An 18029-nucleotide genomic window follows, 5' to 3' on the forward strand; every position below is an offset into this window, starting at 1 on the left:
CAGGTTTCGCCCAATACCTTGTGCGCATGAATCACCTCGCCGTGAACGAAGCATCTTCCCCGCGGCGCCCCCGCGCCCCGCGCTCGACCGCCTTCGTCTCCCTCGCGCTGATCGCCCTCGGAGTGGTGGGCTGCTCTGCCGGCGGAGGTTCGTCGGCCGATGAGGCGGGCGACTTCTCTTCCGAGGTCCAGGGTTCGGGCGGCCGCGAGGACGCCGACGCCGCCGCCGAATCCGAGGGTGAGAGCGATGAGCCCCGCGTCGTGATCATCGACGGCACGATGACCATCGTCGTCGACGACGTGACCGAGGCCACGAACGCCGCGATCGAGATCGTCGATACCGCCGAGGGCAGAATCGACGGACGCCAGGAGTACAGCGGCGGGGGAGACGGCGGCTCCGCCTACAGCACCATGGTCCTGCGCATCCCCGCGGAGTCGCTCGACGGTGCCATCGCCGAACTGCGCGCCCTCGGGACGGTGGAGTCGGTCGAAACGGCGACCACCGACGTGACCTCCGATGTGGAAGACGTCGACTCGCGCATCGCCGGCCTCCAGTCGACGATCGCCCGGCTGCAGTCCTTCCAGGCGGAGGCGACCTCGGTGTCGGATCTGCTGACGATCGAGGCTGAGATCGCCACGCGACAGACCGAGCTGGAGAGCAGCCTCACGCGTCAGGCCGCGTACGCCGACCAGATCTCGTACTCCACGCTCACGCTGACCCTGCAGTCCGAGCCGGCGCCGATCCAGCCGGAGGCCACCGGCCCCGACTCCTTCTGGAGCGGTCTCGGCGTGGGGTGGACATCGCTGATGACCTTCCTCGGCGGCCTTGCGATCATCCTCGGGGTGGCGCTGCCGTGGCTGGTCGGAATCGGCCTTCTCACGGCGGCGATCATCCTCATCGTGCGGGGGATCGGACGGCGACGCGCGAAGCGGCAGCCGGCCCCGCCGGCACCGCCGATGACCGCCATGCGCCAGGACGACCCGGCCGCTCCGGTGGGAGCGGGAAGCATGCCGCCCGCCCCTTGACGCCCGAGGCGATTTGGACGGACCCGCCCGGTCACGTAGACTCGTGGCAACCGAAGACCGCCGGTCATCAGCGTGCGCGCAAGCGCACATGATCGAAGCACTGCATCGCAGGGGCCCGCGCAGGACACGAACGTTACGGCGAAAGCCGATTTCCGCTCCGTGCGCTTGCGCCGGGGCGTTTTGTTTTGCCGTGTGAGACAGATGAGCGGATGTCGAGGCCGACGCCCCGCCATCGCGGTGCGTCACGTAGACCACAAGGAGTGACCATGGCGCAGAAGGAAGCATCGGTCGCCGAGCTCACGAAGAACTTCGAGAACTCGAACGCCGTTCTGCTGACCGAGTACCGCGGTCTGACGGTTGCCCAGCTCAAGCAGCTGCGCAACAGCATGCGTCAGGACGCGGAATACGCCGTGGTGAAGAACACGCTGACCAAGATCGCCGCGAACAACGCGGGGATCACGTCGCTGGACGACGACCTCAAGGGTCCGTCGGCTGTGGCGTTCGTGCACGGTGACTTCGTCGCCGCTGCGAAGGCGCTGCGTGACTTTGCCAAGGCAAACCCGCTTCTGGTGATCAAGGGCGGCGTGTTCGAGGGCAACTCCCTCAGCGCCGACGAGGTCAACAAGTACGCCTCGCTCGAGAGCCGTGAGGTTCTGCTGGCGAAGGCGGCGGGCATGATGAAGGCGACGATGGGCAAGGCTGCGGCCACCATCGACGCGCTTCGCGAAAAGCTGGAGACCGCCGAGGCCGCGTAAGCGACCGGCGATCCCTTTCACAAACCCCATCAACGTAGGAGAAACATCATGGCGAAGCTCACCACTGAGGAACTGCTCCAGCAGTTCGCCGACCTGACCCTCATCGAGCTCAGCGAGTTCGTGAAGGCGTTCGAGGAGAAGTTCGACGTCACCGCTGCCGCCCCCGTCGCCGTTGCCGGCGCTGCTGGTGGCGCGGGTGCCGCTGAGGCCGAGGAGGAGAAGGACTCGTTCGACGTCATCCTCGAGGCTGCCGGCGACAAGAAGATCCAGGTCATCAAGACGGTCCGCGAGCTCACCTCGCTCGGCCTCGGCGAGGCCAAGGCTGTCGTCGACGGTGCCCCGAAGGCCGTCCTCGAGGGCGTCAACAAGGAAGCCGCCGAGAAGGCTCAGGCCGCTCTGCAGGAGGCTGGCGCGACGGTTACCCTCAAGTAATCTCGTTCTTCCCCGAAGGCCCCGGATGCATGCATCCGGGGCCTTCGTCGTTCATCCGCAACGTGTTCTGCGAATGCCCTTTCTCGATTCGTGCGCGTAGATCTCATTGATTTTCCGCACAACTGTTGCGCCACCGCATCCGGCCTGTTAGAAATAGGAGCGCATTCGAGAATGCGCTTTCTCACATCGAAGACGATGAACCGGAGGATCACGGTGACGACGACGCACCGCCACGAGCAACGGCCCTCACGCGCCGACCGCGTGGCAGCCGCATGAGTGCGGTCAGCGAGCTCGGCAAGCTCAAGAACGTCAAGGACGACGGCAAGAAGCAGAACAAGGCCGCCTATCTCTTCCTGCTCCCGTGGTTCGTCGGGCTGGTGCTCGTCACCATCGGGCCGATGGTGGCCTCGTTCGGGCTCTCGTTCACGCGCTACAACCTGCTGAGCCCCCCGAAGTGGATCGGCTTCCAGAACTACGCGCGGATGTGGGAGGACGAGCGCCTCCACACGGCGCTGCAGGTGACGTTCACCTATGTGTTCGTCTCGCTTCCGCTGCAGCTCGCCGCCGCGCTCTTCCTGGCGCTCGTGCTCGACCGCGGCCTTCGCGGTCTGGCGTTCTACCGCTCGGCCTTCTACCTGCCGTCGCTGCTGGGCGCCAGCGTCGCCATCGCGATCCTGTGGCGCCAGATCTTCGGGATCGACGGCCTGGTCAACCAGGTGCTGCGGATGTTCGGCATCGAGGGACAGGGGTGGATCTCCAACCCCGACACGGCGCTCGGCACGCTGATCATCCTGAACGTGTGGACCTTCGGCTCGCCGATGGTGATCTTCCTGGCCGGGCTCCGGCAGATCCCGACGATGTACTACGAGGCCGCGTCGGTCGACGGGGCGAGCCGCCGCCAGCAGCTGCTGCGGATCACGATCCCGCTGCTGACGCCGATCATCTTCTTCAACGCCGTGCTCCAGCTGATCGGCACCTTCCAGTCCTTCACGCAGGCGTACATCGTCTCGGGCGGCACCGGCGGACCGGTCGACTCGACCCTCTTCTACACGCTGTACCTGTATCAGCAGGGCTTCACCAACTACAACATGGGCTACGCGTCGGCGATGGCATGGCTCCTGCTCATCATCATCGCCGTGCTCACCGTCCTGATGTTCTGGACCTCGAGGTATTGGGTTTTCTACGATGACCAGGATTGACGACGGTCCCGTGACCGCATCCCTCCCGACCGAGACGCTCGTCACCGGACGCGCACCCGCCCGCCGACGCAATCCGTTCCGCCGGCCGGCGACGAGCATCCTGCGCCACGCCCTGCTGCTCGCACTCGCGGCGGGCATGCTCTACCCGGTCATCTGGATGGTGGTCAGCTCGCTGCGGCCCAACGACGAGATCTTCCGCGATCCGGGCATCATCCTCGACAGCTTCGAGGTCTCGAACTACGTCGACGGCTGGACGGCGCTGAGCTACCCGTTCAACGTCTACCTGTGGAACTCGGCGATCATCGTCGCCGGATGCATCATCGGCAACCTGGTGTCGTGCTCGATGGCCGCCTACGCCTTCGCCCGCCTGCACTTCACCGGCAAGCGCATCTGGTTCGGCGTGATGCTGCTGAGCATCATGCTCCCGATCCACGTGATCATCGTGCCGCAGTACGTGCTCTTCTCCCAGCTGGGCTGGATCAACACCTTCCTGCCGCTGATCGTTCCGAAGCTGCTCGCCGTGGACGCGTTCTTCATCTTCCTGATGGTGCAGTTCATCCGCGGCATCCCGAAGGAGCTCGATGAGGCCGCCCGCATCGACGGCGCCGGCCACCCGCGCATCTTCGTGCAGATCATCCTGCCGCTGATGGTGCCGGCCCTCGCGACGACCGCGATCTTCACGTTCATCTGGACGTGGAACGACTTCTTCTCGCAGCTGGTGTTCCTGACCAAGCCCGAGCTGTACACGGTTCCTCTCGCGCTGCGCTCGTTCGAGGACTCGCAGGGCACCACCAACTACGCGCAGATGTTCGCGATGAGCGTGGTCTCGCTCATCCCGATCTTCCTGATCTTCCTGTTCGGCCAGAAGTTCCTCATCAAGGGGATCGCCACCACGGGAATCAAGTGACGAATCGTCACGCACCTCTTCGCGGGCCCGCCCCGGGCTCACCCTCATCACAGGCACCACACACACAACCGACTTCGGTCGAAAGGATGCAAGACATGCGACGCACCAGAACCGCACACCGCTGGTTGCTGTTCACCGCTGTCGGCACAGCGACGACGCTGGCGCTGACCGCGTGCGCGGGCACCACCGAAACCCCGAGCACGGCCCCCACGCTGTCTGACGAGCCGGTGACCCTGAGCTTCACCTGGTGGGGCAACGACGTCCGCCACGAGATCACCGAGCAGCTGATCGCCGCCTTCGAGGCCGAGCACGAGAACATCACCATCGAGCCGCAGTACACGGACTGGGCCGGGTACTGGGACAAGCTCGCAACGACCGTGGCCGCCGGCGACGCCCCCGACATCATCCAGATGGACGAGAAGCAGCTGTCGACCTACGCCGCCAACGGCGTGCTGCTCGACCTCGGCTCGCTCGGCGAGGGCCTGTCCACCGGCGACTTCCCCGAGGCCGTGCTCGGCACCGGTGCGCTCGACGGCACGCAGTACGGCATCCCGGTCGGGATCAACAGCTACACGATCATGGCGAACACCGACCTGCTCGAGGCCAACGGGATCGACCTGCCCGACGACGAGACGTGGTCGTGGGACGACTTCGCCGACTACGCGGTCGAGGTCAGCGAGGCCAGCGGCGGCGCCGTGGTCGGCTCGCAGTCGTGGGGCTTCGAGGACGGCGGCCTGAACAACTGGCTCCGCCAGCACGGCGAGTCCCTGTACGCCGAGGACGGATCGCCGGAGGTCGCGGCATCCAAGGAGACGCTCGCCTCGTGGTGGGAGTTCCTCCTCGAGGTGACCGAGGCCGGCGGCACGCCGGACCCGTCGGCGACGATCGAGCGTGAATCGGCCGGCCTCGCCGAGTCGTTCACCGCCACGAACCAGTCGGCGTTCGGCCCGTGGTGGTCCAACCAGGTCGCGGCGCTGCGCGACGCCAGCGGACAGAACCTCGAGCCGCTCATGGTCCCCACGCCCGACGAGGGCGAGGACGCTTCGGCGTACTACAAGCCCTCGATGTTCTGGTCGGCTTCGGCCAAGACCGAGCACCCGGGCGAGGTCGCGCTGTTCCTCGACTGGCTCGCCAACAGCGAGGAGGCAGCGGACCTGCTGCTGGCCGAGCGCGGCGTCCCCGCCAACGAGAAGATCCGCGAGTACATCACGCCCGAGCTGGGTGAGATCGACCAGGAGGTCGTGGCCTTCCTCGACGAGATCGCGCCGCGGGTCGGCGGCGCCCCGCCGGCGACGCCCCCGGGCGGCGGGGCCATCGAGACGATCATCGACCAGCACACCCAGAAGGTGCTCTTCGGCGAGCTCACTCCCGAGGCAGCGGCGGAGAGCTTCATCGCCGAGCTGCAGCGGGCGCTCGACGACGCCGCCATCTGACAGACAGCGGGCGCGCATCGACCCGGGATGCGCGCCCGACCCCAGACCGCACGGGGCCGGATCGAAGTGATGAGGGGTCCGGCCCCGGGCGGCACCGAACCGGTGGAGCGCGAATGCGCCCCACCCCGGTCGCGCACGCCCATGATTGACACACGAAGGACGAGGAGACCCTGTTGACCGAGGTCACATCGCGCCCCATCACGATGGCGCAGGTCGCGCAGCACGCCGGCGTCTCGCAGGCGTCCGTATCGCGGGTGCTCAACGGGGTCGCCACCGTCGACCCCGTCATCGTCGCGAAGGTGAACCGAGCGGTCGCGGCGCTGAACTACTCGCCCAGCGAAGCGGCGCGGAGCCTCGTGCGGGGGAGCAGCCACACCATCGCTCTTCTGGTGCCCGACCTCGAGAACCCGATGTTCCAGGGCGTGCTGAAGGGGCTCACGGTCGCGGCGGCCCGCGACGGCTATCGCGTGCTCGTGGCCGACAGCGCCGAGGCGGTCGGCGTGGAGGCCGAGATCGCCGTCGAGGCGCGCAGCAAGTGCGACGCGCTCGTGCTCGTCTCGCCCCGGATGCCGGACCCCGAGCTTCAGGACCTCATCCAGCGCACCACTCCGGTCGTCGTCGTCAACCGCAAGGTCGACGGCAGTCCGGCCGCCCAGCTCGCCGTCGACTACGGCACCGCGGTGAAGGAGCTCGGCGTCCATCTGCGAGGGTTCGGTCACCGCCGGATCGCCTACCTCGCCGGGCCGCCGCTCAGCCATGCGAACGACCAGCGGGCGCAGGGCCTCGGCGAGCTCGCTCGTGAGTTCCCGGACCTCGAGTTCATCACCGTCCCCGCGGGCTCCAGCATGGAGGCCGGCTACGACGCCGCCGACGCCGTGCTCGAGACCGGCGCCACGGCCGCGATCGCCTTCAACGACCTCGTCGCCCTCGGGCTGCTGTCGCGCCTCGGCGAGATCGGCGTCGAGGTCCCGGAACAGCTGTCCGTCGTCGGCATCGACGACATCCCGCAGTCCCGCTTCGCCGCGCCGCCGCTCACGACGATGTCGGTGCCGCGCATCGAGATCGGGCGGCAGGCCTGGAATCGCATGCGGCAGGCGCTCGACGGCGAGAGTGCGGGGCATCCGCTCTACTACCGCCCGGTGCTGGTCGCCCGCCGCAGCTCCGGTCCCGCATCCCACGCGAGCGGCTGGGTGGGCCCCGCCCGGCCCGTGCTCCGCCTCGGGTCGACGGTCGTCGCGCAGTACGAGGAGGGCACGAGCGTGGACTCGGTCCTCTCGCCCCGGCCGTTCCTCGACAACGTCGTCTCGCGCGGCGGCACGCCGCTGTCGGTGACCGAGCCCACCGATCACCCCCACCACCTCGGCGTCAGCCTCGCCATCCCCGACGTGAACGGCACGTCCTACTGGGGCGGGCGCACGTACGTGCGCGGCGAGGGGTCGATCATGGTGCCCAACCACGGTCGGCAGCGCCGCGACCGGCTCAGCATCGACGGTCATCGGCTCGACGAGCGCCTCAGCTGGGTCGACCACGAGGGCACCACGCAGCTCGTCGAGGTGCGCGAACTCCGCTCCGCCGAGCTCGAGGGCGGCTGGGCGCTGCGGTGGCGCAGCCACCTCAAGGCGACGATGGATGCCATCACCTTCGGCTCGCCCGCGACGAACGGCCGCGAAGGCGCGGGCTACGGCGGCCTGTTCTGGCGGTTCGCCCCCGAGATCGCGCGCGTCTTCAGCCCGGCGGGCGATACCGAGCGGGACGTGCACGGCGCGGCCACGCCGTGGCTCGCCTTCGCCTTCCCGGAACGCGGCACCACCGTGATCCTGGCGCAGGGCGATGATCCGCTTCCCTGGTTCGTCCGCTTCGCGGAGTACCTCGGCGCCGGGCCGTCGATCGCCTGGGACAGCCCCCGGACGATCCCCGAAGGCGGCGAGCTGAACCTCGAGCTGACCGCCTTCGTGCTCGACGAGGAGCTGCCGGACGCCTCGGCCGTCGAGCGGATCCTGCCCGGGCTCCGCACGCGGACGGGCCTGTGAGCGCACAACTCCGGGTCGGCATCGCCGGCGTGCACGGCCACGGCCGCAGCCACGTCGAGGCCGCGCTGGCGCTCGGCGATGCCGTCCGCCTGGTCGCCGTCGCCGACCCCCGCGGCGGAGGCGACGTCGATACCGACGTGAGGGTCCATGCCGACGCCCGCGACATGCTCGACGCCGGCGACCTCGACATCGCGATCCTCAGCACGCCCATCCCCACGCACGCCGACCTGGCGGTGCGGGCCCTGGCGGCCGGCGCCCACGTGCTGCTCGAGAAGCCCCCGGTGGTCTCGACCATCGAGCACGACAGAGTGGATGCCGCGGCCCGCGCCGCGGGACGCTCGGTGCAGGTGGGGTTCCAGTCGCTCGCCGGCGAGGGCGTCGCGGCGGCGCGCGACCTCGCCGCGTCGGGAGAGCTCGGAGATCTCGAGCACCTCGGCGCGGTCGGGCTGTGGTCGCGTTCCGAGCAGTACTGGCGTCGCAGCCCGTGGGCGGGTCGGCGCCACAGCGACGACGGGGGAGTGGTCGCCGACGGAGCGGTCACCAATCCGCTCGCGCACGCCGTCGCGACCGCGCTGGCGATCGCCGGCGCTCGGCAGGCAGCCGACATCGCCGGCATCCGTGCCGACCTCCACCGCGCGAACGACATCGAGACCGACGACACGTCGTCCCTCGTGATCGAGCTCACCGATGCGACCCGCATCGCCGCCGCGCTCAGCGTGACGGCCCCGCGCCGGCACGAGCCGTACGTCCTGCTGCGCGGCTCCCGCGGCCACGCGCTGTACTTCTACACGCTCGACCTGCTCCAGGTTCATCGCCCCGGCGCGGTGCTGCCGCAGGCCTTCCAGTTCCGCAGAGCAGGCCTGCTCGCGGACCTCGTCTCGCATGCGTCCCGGGGGACTCCGCTGGCGGTTCCGCTCGCCGACACGGGCGCCTTCACGCGCGTGCTCGAACACGTCGTCGCGTCACCGCCGCCGCGGGTGGCGGCATCCGCTCACGTCTCACGTGTGGCGCGCGGCGACGAGGCGTTCCGCGTCGTCGATGGCATCGAGCACTGGTCGGAGCGGGTGGCGTGGGAGGGCCGCACCTTCAGCGAGCTGGGCGCGCCCTGGACCGTGACGGACTGATCAGGGACCGACGCCGATGATGGCCGATGCCGCGTCGTCGACGGCGGCCGTCGAATTGCGCACGATCAGCGGCGACGACTCGTAGATCCGGTGCGTCGGAGCCGTCGGGTCCTCGAGCTGCCACATCAGCAACTGGACCGCGGCCCGGCCCTGCTGATGGGGCCGCTGCTGCAGGGTCGTCAGCGAGAACATCTCGGCGTACGAGTGGTCGTCGATGCCGACCACGCTGAGATGCTCGGGCACGCGAAGCCCGAGGCGTCGCGCGGCGATGATCGCCCCCACCGCGACCTCGTCGCAGACCCCGACGATCGCCGTCGGCCGCGCGCGGCGATCGCCCAGCAGCTTCACCGCCGCTCCGTATCCGCCGGGCACGGTGACCTCGGCCGGGGTGTGATGAACGGATGCCTCGAGCCCTGCGCCGCGCATCGCGGAGAGATAGCCGGCGAGACGGTGCTGATCGCCGAAGCTCGTCCGCCGTCCGTCCGGGTCGCCGCCGAGGAAGGTGATCGAGCGATGTCCGAGGCCGATGAGGTGCTCGGTGGCGATGCGGGCCGCGGCCTCGTCGTCGATAGAGACCGCATGCGTGCCGACGTCGTAGCCACCGACGCTGACCACGGGCCGGTCGAAGGCGACCAGGCGCTCGAGCTCGTGCGCGCTGGGCTCGATGCCCACGGCGATGAGCCCGTCGAACCGCTTGCGGGCGAGGATGTGCTCGAACATCTCGCGTCGTGCATCCGACTCGGGCGCGGCGCCGTAGAGGGCGAGGTCGTACCGCCGCTCCCGCAGTGCGTCCTGGATCCCCTCGAGCACCTGGGCGAAGAACCAGCGGTCCAGCGCCGGCACGACGACGCCGACGGTCTGCGTCCGCCCGGTGACGAGACTGACGGCGCTGGTGGTGGGCACGTAGCCGAGCGCGGCCGCCGCTTGCTGCACACGGGCGCGGGTGCCGTCCGACACGTAGCCGGCGCCCGTGAGCGCCCTGCTCGCGGTCGATTTCGACACGCCCGCCGCGCGTGCGACATCGGCGATGCCCGCCATCGGGCCTCCTCGATAATTCGGTGGACGACGGCGTCGACCGACGAAAACCTGGAACCGTTTCCATGCACATCATGGCGCGCGATACGCAATCCCGCCACCCCGCGAGCCCTGTTTACCGAGTTGTGACCCAGGCTGATTGTTTCCCGCTCGCACTTCCCCTAGCGTGAACATGGAATCGGTTCCGGACTTCGGTCGGAGCCCGAGCGTTGGGGCGCTCCGGGAACTCAAAGAGGAGGACGCATGAAGACATCCACACGAGGCCGGCTTCTCGCTTCGGTCGCGGCCATCGGGGTCACGGGCATCGCCCTGGCCGGCTGCACCGGCGGACCCGGCGTCGACGACGGCGGCGACGAGGGAGGGAACGGCGAAGACGTCGTGACCGTCTACGGCACGATCGTGACGCCCGAGCAGGAGCTGCTCGAGGAGTCGTGGGCCGCATGGGAGGAAGAGAACGGCATCGACATCCAGTACGAGGGGTCGAAGGAGTTCGAGGCGCAGATCGCCGTGCGCGCCCAGGGCGGCACGCCGCCCGACCTCGCGATCTTCCCGCAGCCGGGTCTGCTCGCAGACATGGCCAGCCGCGACCTCGTGCTGCCGGCACCCGAAGGGGTCGCCGCGAACGTCTCGGAGTACTGGACCGAGGACTGGGCCGGCTACGGCACGGTCGACGGCACGCTGTACGGCGCTCCGCTGATGGCGAGCGTCAAGGGCTGGGTCTGGTACTCGCCGGCGAAGTTCGCCGAGAACGGCTGGGAGATCCCGACGGACTGGCAGGGCCTGCTGGACCTGACCGCTCAGATCCAGTCCGAGACCGGTGAGCAGCCGTGGTGCATCGGGTTCAACTCCGACGCCGCCACCGGCTGGCCGGGCACCGACTGGATCGAAGACATCGTGCTCCGCCAGTCCGGCACCGAGGTCTACGACCAGTGGGTCGTCAACGAGGTGCCGTTCACGTCGCCCGAGATCAAGTCGGCGTTCGAGGAGTTCGGCAAGATCGCCCTGAACCCCGATTACGTCAACGCAGGCTTCGGCGGACTCGACACCATCGTCACCACGCCGTTCGGCACCGACCCGGCGGCCGCACTGGCCGACGGCTCATGCACCCTGCACCACCAGGCCTCCTTCTTCGACGGGTTCCTCGTCGATGCGGGCGCCGAGGTGGGCGAGGACGGCGACATCTGGGCGTTCCTGACCCCGCCGTTCGCCGGCGGAGGCGAGGCCGAGGGCGACGTCGTGACCGGCGGTGGCGAGATCGTGGCCGCGTTCGACGACTCCGAGGCCACTGTCAAGGTGCAGGAGTACCTCTCGAGCCCCGAGTGGGCCAACAGCCGGGTGTCCCTCGGTGGCGTGATCAGCGCCAACAAGGGCCTCGACCCCGAGAGCGCGTCCAGCCCGATCCTGCAGGAGGCCATCTCCATCCTGCAGAGCGACACCACGACGTTCCGCTTCGACGCCTCCGACCTGATGCCGGGTGCGGTCGGTGCCGGAACGTTCTTCAAGGGAATGGTCGACTTCGTCAACGGCACTCCGGTCGACACCGTGCTCGAGCAGATCGAGTCCGGCTGGCCGGCCGCCGAATGATCGACTGACTATCGGGGCCGCCCCGCACAGGGGCGGCCCCTCCACTCCCGCCGGGTCGCTGCCCGGTTCGACGGCGCTGTCGAAAGGAAACCATGTCCGCGTTCTTCAAGTGGCTGAGCACGCTCAACCCGTGGGTGGAGATCGTCGTCCTCGTCGGCGTGTTCCTCGTGGTGGTCGCCGTCATCCTCTTCTTCATCGAGATCGCCCCTCGCCCGGGCCGGATGTACACGATCATCCGGCTCGCCGCGTGCGTCGCCTTCCCGGCGCTGATCCTCTGGGCGCTGCAGTCCTATCAATGGGCGATCGGGGCGGCCGCCGTGCTGGGCCTTCTCTTCTTCTTCCTCGACAAACGCGCCAAGGGCGGCGAAGGGTCGCTCTTCCAGCTGTTCGGATTCCTGACTCCAGCGATCCTGCTGCTGATCGTGGGGCTCATCGTCCCGACGATCCAGACGATGTTCCAGGCCTTCATGAACTCCCGTGGGACGACCTTCGTCGGCCTCGACAACTTCGTCTGGATCTTCTCGCAGCCCCAGAACGTACGGGTGATCGTCAACACGATCATCTGGGTGCTGGTGGCACCGCTGGTCTCGACGATCGCGGGCCTGGCGTACGCCTACTTCATCGACAAGACGCGCGGCGAGCGGATCTACAAGATCCTCGTGTTCATGCCCATGGCCATCTCGTTCGTGGGTGCCTCGATCATCTGGCGCTTCATGTACACGGCCCGCCCGGCGGGCCAGGAGCAGATCGGCTTCCTCAATCAGGTCATCGTCTGGTTCGGCGGGCAGCCGCTGAACTTCCTGGCCGTCGAGCCGTGGAACACCCTGTTCCTCATCGTCGTGCTCATCTGGATCCAGACCGGATTCGCGATGGTGATCCTCTCCGCCGCCATCAAGGGCGTCCCGTCCGAGCAGTTGGAGGCCGCCGAGCTCGACGGCACCAACGGTTGGCAGAAGTTCACGAACGTGATCGTTCCCGGCATCCGTCCCGCGCTCATCGTCGTGCTCACCACCATCTCGATCGCCTCGCTCAAGGTGTTCGACATCGTCCGCACGATGACCGCGGGCGCGAACAACACGTCGGTGATCGCCAATGAGATGTACACGCAGTTCCGCAGTTTCGAAGCGGGGCGCTCCGCCGCCTTCGCCGTGATCCTGTTCCTGCTGGTGATGCCGATCGTCATCTACAACGCCGTGCAACTGAAGAAGCAGAGGGAGCTGCGCTGATGAGTGCCGTGATGCCCGTCGACCTTCCGCTCGACGACGACGCCAAGAAGGAACTCGAGCGCGGTGCGCGCAAGGCCGACAAGGACATGTTCGGCCGCACCAAGCGCCGGCTGACCTCGCGATGGGCGACGTTCGCCGCGCTCATCATCGCTGTGCTGTGGACCATTCCGACGTTCGGACTGCTGATCAGCTCGTTCCGGCCGCGCGAGCTCATCCAGACCACCGGCTGGTGGACCGTCTTCGAGAACTGGGGCTGGACGCTCGACAACTACGCCACGGCGCTGCAGTCCGGCAACAGCCAGCTGACGATGGCCCAGGCGTTCGTCAACTCGTTCGCCATCACGATCCCGGCGACGATCATCCCGATCTCGATCGCGCTCCTGGCTGCGTATGCGTTCGCCTGGATGGACTTCCGCGGCAAGAACATGCTGTTCGTGCTCGTGTTCGCCCTGCAGATCGTGCCCATCCAGATGGCACTCATCCCGCTTCTCCAGCTGTTCTCGCAGGGCAAGATCTTCGGCGTGCCCGTCATCCAGGCGCTCGGCTCCGCCGGGTACGCGCAGGTGTGGATCGCGCACACGATCTTCGCCCTGCCGCTGGCGATCTTCCTGCTGCACAACTTCGTGTCGGAGATCCCGGGCGAGGTCATCGAGGCCGCGCGGGTCGACGGCGCGGGCCACGGCCAGATCTTCTTCCGGATCATCCTGCCGCTGACCATGCCGGCGATCGCCTCGGTCGCGATCTTCCAGTTCCTGTGGGTATGGAACGACCTGCTCGTGTCGCTGATCTTCGCCGACGGCAACGTCGCGCCGATCACGAAGCTGCTCGCGGAGATGACCGGAAACCGCGGTCAGGACTGGTATCTGCTCACGGCCGGTGCCTTCATCGCCCTGATCGTGCCGCTGATCGTGTTCATCTCGCTGCAGCGGTTCTTCGTGAGGGGGCTCCTCGCCGGCAGTACGAAGGGCTGATGCTCAGCCGCAGCCGAGCCGCTGCTGGATCGACTCCATGGCGTCGATCTCGGCGGTCTGACCGTCCTTGATGCTCTGGGCGACCTGCAGCGGACGCGGCTCGGTGCCGAGCTCCAGGAGTGCTTCCGCCATCGGGATGGCGCCTTCGTGGTGGCGGATCATGAGCTCGAGGAAGAGGCAGTCGGCCTCGGTGCCGGTGGCCTCCTGAAGCTCACGCAGCTCGGCATCCGATGCCATGCCCATGGCCTCACGCGCTTCGTCCGCGGTCAGGGGCTCGTCGGCGGAGCCGCCGTGGGCGTGACCCTCTTCAGAGGCGTTCATCCAGGCCATGGTGTCGCCGCCGCCCTGGGGCAGGTTCCATTGCACGAGCCAGTCGTACATCTCGCCGCGCTGTGCCGCCTGGCCGGTCGCGATGTCGTAGCTGAGGACGCGCAGGTCGTCGTCCTCGGTCTTGCGATAGATCTCCATCGCCATCTCGATCGCCTGGGCGTGGTGCACCTGCATGTCGCGGGAGAACCCGGCCTCGGGCGAGCTGCTTCCCGGAGCACTGCTCTGGCCCTGGGCGCCGAATGTCGAGAAGCGGCCGATCGCGAACGCGAGGGCGGCCACCGCGAGCAGGACGAGCGCGACGACCCACCAGCGCACGGCAGCCGGGGGCTGCGTGGGCGCGGTCGGAGTCGCGCGCTCGTCCTCGCTCATCGCGGGGTCAGCGCTTGCCCGGTGCGTCCATCGCGCCGCTGCACGAGGCGCCCGGCTCGGGGACGTCGGCGCTGCGCCAGTACTCCTCGAAGAACTCACCGATGCGCTCGTCGTCGGCAGAGTCGACCTTGAGCTGGTGGTTCCAGTTGCTGATGGCGATCGGCGCGTCGAGGTCCTCGTAGGGGGAGAGGATGACGTAGCTGTCGGGGAGCTTGCCCTCGAGGGTCTCGAGCTCTTCACCCGACACCTCGGCGGGGTTGTAGGTCACCCAGACGGCGCCGTGCTCGAGCGAGTGGACGGCGTTCTCGTTGGGAACCGGCTGGTCGTAGATGCCGCAGTTGAGCCACACCTGGTTGTGCGGTCCGCCGGCAGGGGGTGACTGCTCGTAGTCGACCGTGCCCTCGACGTGCTCGGTCACGTTCTCGAAGGTCTCGACGCCTTCGATCTCGGCACCGTCACCGCCCGGGGTGTACGAAGCCGGCGGCGCGGGCGCGAACACGATCGAGGCGACGATGAGGCCGATGATGACGACCGCGGCGGTGACGCCGACGACCCACCACACGAGCTTGCTGCGGCGACGCTTCGCGAGCTGCTTCTGGTACTCGGCGAGCTTCTGCTGGCGCTTCTGCTCGCGCTGCTGCTTCACCGTGAGGTTGATGTCCGCCTGCGTGGACGGGTTGCCGCTCGTGCGCTTGTCGGCGGGGCTCGGGGGTGTCGGGGTCATGTTCCGTGATCTCGGCTCGGGCACCCGGCGCGGCGTGAACGGCGACGCGGGTAGGGGACAGGACACCGCAATCCTATGCGAGCGCATGTGCAGCGGACTGGGAACGGGCCGACAGGACGCCTCGAAGCGGCGGAGGGGTCCGGTATCATGGTTCGAATCGATTCGATCGTTCTAGATCGAACTCTCGCGCCACTGCCACCACCTGCCGCTGAAACGAAGAAACTCCTTGCTCGATACCGCCTCCATCCCCACTCAGCACGCAGCCGGCTCGGCTGAGCGTCCCGCCGGCCCCTCGTCGACGGGTGCGATCCGCACGCTCGGCGCCAACCCGGCGACCGCGCCGATCGTCCTGCATCCGGGCGACTCGATCCCGCACCGCCGCCGCGTGCTGTACATCGTGCTGCTCGGCGCGCTCACCGCCCTCGGCCCGTTCACGATCGACCTCTACCTGCCCGCCTTCCCGGTGCTGCAGGAGGACTTCGGCACCACCGAGGCGGCCATCCAGCTCACGCTCGCCGGCACCATGATCGGGTTCGCCCTCGGTCAGCTCGTGGTCGGTCCCCTCAGCGACAAGGTCGGCCGCAGGCTGCCGCTGCTCATCGTCACGGCGCTGCACGTCGTCGCCAGCGTTGCGGCCGCCCTCGCACCGACCCTCGAGCTGCTCTCGGTGGCGCGCGTCTTCATGGGCGCCGGTGCCGCAGCCGGAGGCGTCGTCGCGGCGGCGATCGTGCGCGACCTCTTCGGCGGTCGCCGCCTCGTCGTGATGCTCTCGCGCCTCGCCCTGGTTTCCGGCGTCGCGCCGGTGCTCGCACCCCTTGTCGGCTCGGCGCTGCTGCTGCTCATGCCGTGGCGGGGCATCTTCGTCGTGCTCGGCATCTACGGCAGCATCATGCTCGTCGCCGCGGCCATCTTCATCCCCGAGACCCTGCCCCCCGCCCGCCGCCACGAGCGCGGCGCGACCACGGTCTGGCAGCGTTACAAGAGCGTCTTCAGCGACCGCGTCTTCATCGGCGTCCTCATCATCGGCGGCATGACCTTCAGCGGCCTGTTCTCCTACCTGTCGTCGTCGTCGTTCCTGTTCCAGGGCCTCTACACGCTGTCGCCGCAGGAGTACGGCATGCTGTTCGCCATCAACTCGCTCGGCGTCGTGCTCGGCGTTCAGGCCGCATCGCGCCTGGCCGCCCGCTACGGGCCGCAGTGGGTGATGGCCTGGTCGACGGCGATCATGCTGGTCGCGGCATCCGTCATCATCCTCACCGATCAGCTCGGCCTCGGGCTGTGGGGGACCGTGATCCCGCTGTTCTTCTTCATGACCGGCTGCGGCTTCACCTTCCCGTGCGTGCAGGTGCTCGCGCTGGACCGCCACGGCAAGGCGGCGGGCACCGCGCAGTCGATCATCGGAGCGACGAACTTCGGCGTCGCGGGCATCATCTCGCCGCTCGTCGGCTGGCTCGCCGCCGGATCGGGCATCACCGCCACGACGATGGCCTCGGTCATGGTCGGCTGCGCGGTGATCGGCGTGCTCGCGCTCTGGTTCGTCGTGCGTCCGCGCACGGTCGCCCGGCTCGCGCCGTAGAGCAGACGGATGCCGCGGCCCGGCCGCGCCGACCGGGTCAGAGGCGGACGGGCTGCAGGATGAACAACCGGACCGTACGGCCCGATTCGCGCTCGTAGTTGCGGTAACCGGGCCACTGCTGCTCGATCCGCGCCCACACCGCGTCGCGCTCGTCGTCGGGCACCGGACTCGCCCGCACTGCCATGCGCTTTCCCCGGACCGTGATGGCGGCATCCGGGTGCGCCAGCAGGTTCGCCGTCCAGGCGGGATGCCGCTGCCCGGCGAAGTTGGTGCCGGCGACGATCGCGCGCCCTCGGCCGTCGGGGCAGTACATGAGCGGCGCATCGCGGGGCTCGCCGGACTTGGCGCCGACGGTGTGGAGCACCAGCGAGGGCACGAGCAGCCCGCTCACCTGCACCCGTCCGCGCGAGAGCCACGACACGAAGCGCTCGACCGGCGGGAGCAGCAGCGGGCCGAGCACGCGCCGGAAGAGGCGCGTGCGGGTCAGCGGCGAGACGAGGATCCGGACGACATCGACGGCGCGGGTCATGTGCTCCATCCTCCTCCGCATACCGTTCCGGCGTGGCTTTGCCAAGACGCAGACACCGGCGCGGCCGCCGGGCAGAATGGGCGGATGACGGACGACCGCGAAGCAGAGCCCCGCGAAGCAGAGCCACGAGCGACAGGTTCTCGCCCCGCGCTGGTCTATCTTCTCGCGGGGTTGGTGCTGCTGGCGCTCTCGGTCGGCTTCGGGATGTGGATCGCATCCCGAGCGGACGAGCCGTTCACGATCGATCTGTGGTGGAACCGGATCATCCTCGAGTTCGCGGGCCCCGGGCTGATCGTGTTCGCACAGATCATGAACTGGCTCGGCGGCGGCTGGTTCGGCGTGCTCGCCGTTCCCATCGCCGGAGCCGTCGGCCTGGTGCTGCTGAGGCGTCCGTGGGCCGCCGCGTTCTTCGTGACCGCGGCCGCGGTCTCGGCAGGCTGCGTGCAGGTGCTCAAGCACCTGTTCGGGCGCGTGAGGCCGGAAGAGATCATCGTCGTCACCGACTACGGCTCCTTTCCGTCGGGGCACGTCGCCAATGCCGCCACCCTGGCCGTCACGGCGATCATCCTGTTCCCGAAGGTCTGGGTGTGGATCGCGGGCATCGCGTGGGTGGTGCTGATGGCCATCAGCCGCACGCTCGTCAACGCCCACTGGGTCAGCGACACCGTCGGCGGGGCCATGGTCGGAGCGGGGGCCGCCCTCGTCGTCGCGGCGGTGTTCGCCGTGCCGATGGCCCGGGAGAACGCATCCCTCGCCGCCAGGAGGGCGTCGCTAGGCTGA

The 18029-nt window shown here is 68.6% G+C and carries 17 protein-coding genes; 13 read left to right on the forward strand and 4 right to left on the reverse strand.

All coding sequences use genetic code 11. The features are described 5' to 3' along the window. Positions 1 to 26: 26 nt before the first annotated feature. From ASD56_RS12080 to ASD56_RS12115, 8 genes are all read left to right on the forward strand, one after another. Complete coding sequence (locus ASD56_RS12080; RefSeq protein ID WP_055966065.1) at positions 27 to 1025, forward strand: DUF4349 domain-containing protein; 999 nt, start codon at positions 27 to 29, stop codon at positions 1023 to 1025. A gap of 266 nt (positions 1026 to 1291) precedes the next feature. Next, entirely contained in the window at positions 1292 to 1780 is a 489-nt protein-coding gene (rplJ, locus tag ASD56_RS12085) for a 50S ribosomal protein L10 (protein WP_055966067.1), read from the forward strand. 48 nt (positions 1781 to 1828) lie between these two features. Next, on the forward strand, positions 1829 to 2212 hold the full coding sequence (rplL, locus tag ASD56_RS12090) for a 50S ribosomal protein L7/L12 (RefSeq protein WP_055966069.1): 384 nt from the start codon (positions 1829 to 1831) through the stop codon (positions 2210 to 2212). Between the two features lie 272 nt (positions 2213 to 2484). After that, a complete protein-coding gene (locus tag ASD56_RS12095) occupies positions 2485 to 3411 on the forward strand; it encodes a carbohydrate ABC transporter permease (RefSeq protein ID WP_055966071.1) in 927 nt (308 codons plus the stop codon). Further along, positions 3398 to 4318 (forward strand): carbohydrate ABC transporter permease, encoded by a 921-nt coding sequence (locus tag ASD56_RS12100; RefSeq protein WP_055966073.1) that lies wholly within the window; start codon positions 3398 to 3400, stop codon positions 4316 to 4318. Before ASD56_RS12095 ends, ASD56_RS12100 begins: the two co-directional genes overlap by 14 nt. A 95-nt stretch (positions 4319 to 4413) precedes the next feature. Next, entirely contained in the window at positions 4414 to 5751 is a 1338-nt protein-coding gene (locus ASD56_RS12105; RefSeq protein ID WP_055966075.1) for an ABC transporter substrate-binding protein, read from the forward strand. A gap of 173 nt (positions 5752 to 5924) precedes the next feature. Further along, positions 5925 to 7781, forward strand: coding sequence for a DUF6807 family protein (locus tag ASD56_RS16280; protein ID WP_162249519.1), 1857 nt, complete (start codon positions 5925 to 5927; stop codon positions 7779 to 7781). After that, positions 7778 to 8905, forward strand: a complete 1128-nt coding sequence (locus ASD56_RS12115; protein ID WP_055966077.1) for a Gfo/Idh/MocA family protein — start codon at positions 7778 to 7780, stop codon at positions 8903 to 8905. Before ASD56_RS16280 ends, ASD56_RS12115 begins: the two co-directional genes overlap by 4 nt. Here ASD56_RS12115 and ASD56_RS12120 read toward each other — a convergent pair whose 3' ends face one another. Further along, a complete protein-coding gene (locus tag ASD56_RS12120) occupies positions 8906 to 9943 on the reverse strand; it encodes a LacI family DNA-binding transcriptional regulator (RefSeq protein WP_055966079.1) in 1038 nt (345 codons plus the stop codon). Positions 9944 to 10183: 240 nt separating this feature from the next. On the opposite strand from ASD56_RS12120, the gene ASD56_RS12125 reads away from it, so the two are divergent. The 3 genes from ASD56_RS12125 to ASD56_RS12135 all read left to right on the forward strand — a co-directional run bounded on the left by ASD56_RS12125 (position 10184) and on the right by ASD56_RS12135 (position 13721). Further along, positions 10184 to 11524 (forward strand): ABC transporter substrate-binding protein, encoded by a 1341-nt coding sequence (locus tag ASD56_RS12125; RefSeq protein ID WP_055966081.1) that lies wholly within the window; start codon positions 10184 to 10186, stop codon positions 11522 to 11524. 92 nt (positions 11525 to 11616) lie between these two features. Continuing rightward, the gene (locus tag ASD56_RS12130) at positions 11617 to 12750 is read left to right on the forward strand and encodes a carbohydrate ABC transporter permease (RefSeq protein WP_055966083.1); all 1134 of its coding nucleotides are present in this window, start codon (positions 11617 to 11619) and stop codon (positions 12748 to 12750) included. After that, on the forward strand, positions 12750 to 13721 hold the full coding sequence (locus tag ASD56_RS12135) for a carbohydrate ABC transporter permease (RefSeq protein WP_055966084.1): 972 nt from the start codon (positions 12750 to 12752) through the stop codon (positions 13719 to 13721). The genes ASD56_RS12130 and ASD56_RS12135 overlap by 1 nt, the downstream gene beginning before the upstream one ends. A gap of 3 nt (positions 13722 to 13724) precedes the next feature. Here ASD56_RS12135 and ASD56_RS12140 read toward each other — a convergent pair whose 3' ends face one another. After that, positions 13725 to 14420: a DUF305 domain-containing protein gene (locus ASD56_RS12140; protein ID WP_055966087.1), complete on the reverse strand. Its 696-nt coding sequence runs from the start codon at positions 14418 to 14420 to the stop codon at positions 13725 to 13727. 7 nt (positions 14421 to 14427) lie between these two features. Continuing rightward, positions 14428 to 15144 carry a DUF3105 domain-containing protein gene (locus ASD56_RS12145; RefSeq protein WP_055966090.1) on the reverse strand — a complete coding sequence of 239 codons (717 nt, stop codon included), beginning with the start codon at positions 15142 to 15144 and terminating at the stop codon, positions 14428 to 14430. Between the two features lie 226 nt (positions 15145 to 15370). Here ASD56_RS12145 and ASD56_RS12150 point away from each other — a divergent pair, with 226 nt between their 5' ends. Then, complete coding sequence (locus ASD56_RS12150) at positions 15371 to 16720, forward strand: multidrug effflux MFS transporter (protein WP_082541452.1); 1350 nt, start codon at positions 15371 to 15373, stop codon at positions 16718 to 16720. 37 nt (positions 16721 to 16757) lie between these two features. Here the strand turns inward: ASD56_RS12150 and ASD56_RS12155 are convergent, their stop codons facing one another. Next, positions 16758 to 17249: a nitroreductase family deazaflavin-dependent oxidoreductase gene (locus ASD56_RS12155; RefSeq protein WP_055966092.1), complete on the reverse strand. Its 492-nt coding sequence runs from the start codon at positions 17247 to 17249 to the stop codon at positions 16758 to 16760. A gap of 84 nt (positions 17250 to 17333) precedes the next feature. Here ASD56_RS12155 and ASD56_RS12160 point away from each other — a divergent pair, with 84 nt between their 5' ends. Next, positions 17334 to 18029 carry a phosphatase PAP2 family protein gene (locus tag ASD56_RS12160; protein WP_082541453.1) on the forward strand — a complete coding sequence of 232 codons (696 nt, stop codon included), beginning with the start codon at positions 17334 to 17336 and terminating at the stop codon, positions 18027 to 18029.

It is taken from the genome of Microbacterium sp. Root166, assembly GCF_001427145.1.
Taxonomy (GTDB): domain Bacteria; phylum Actinomycetota; class Actinomycetes; order Actinomycetales; family Microbacteriaceae; genus Microbacterium.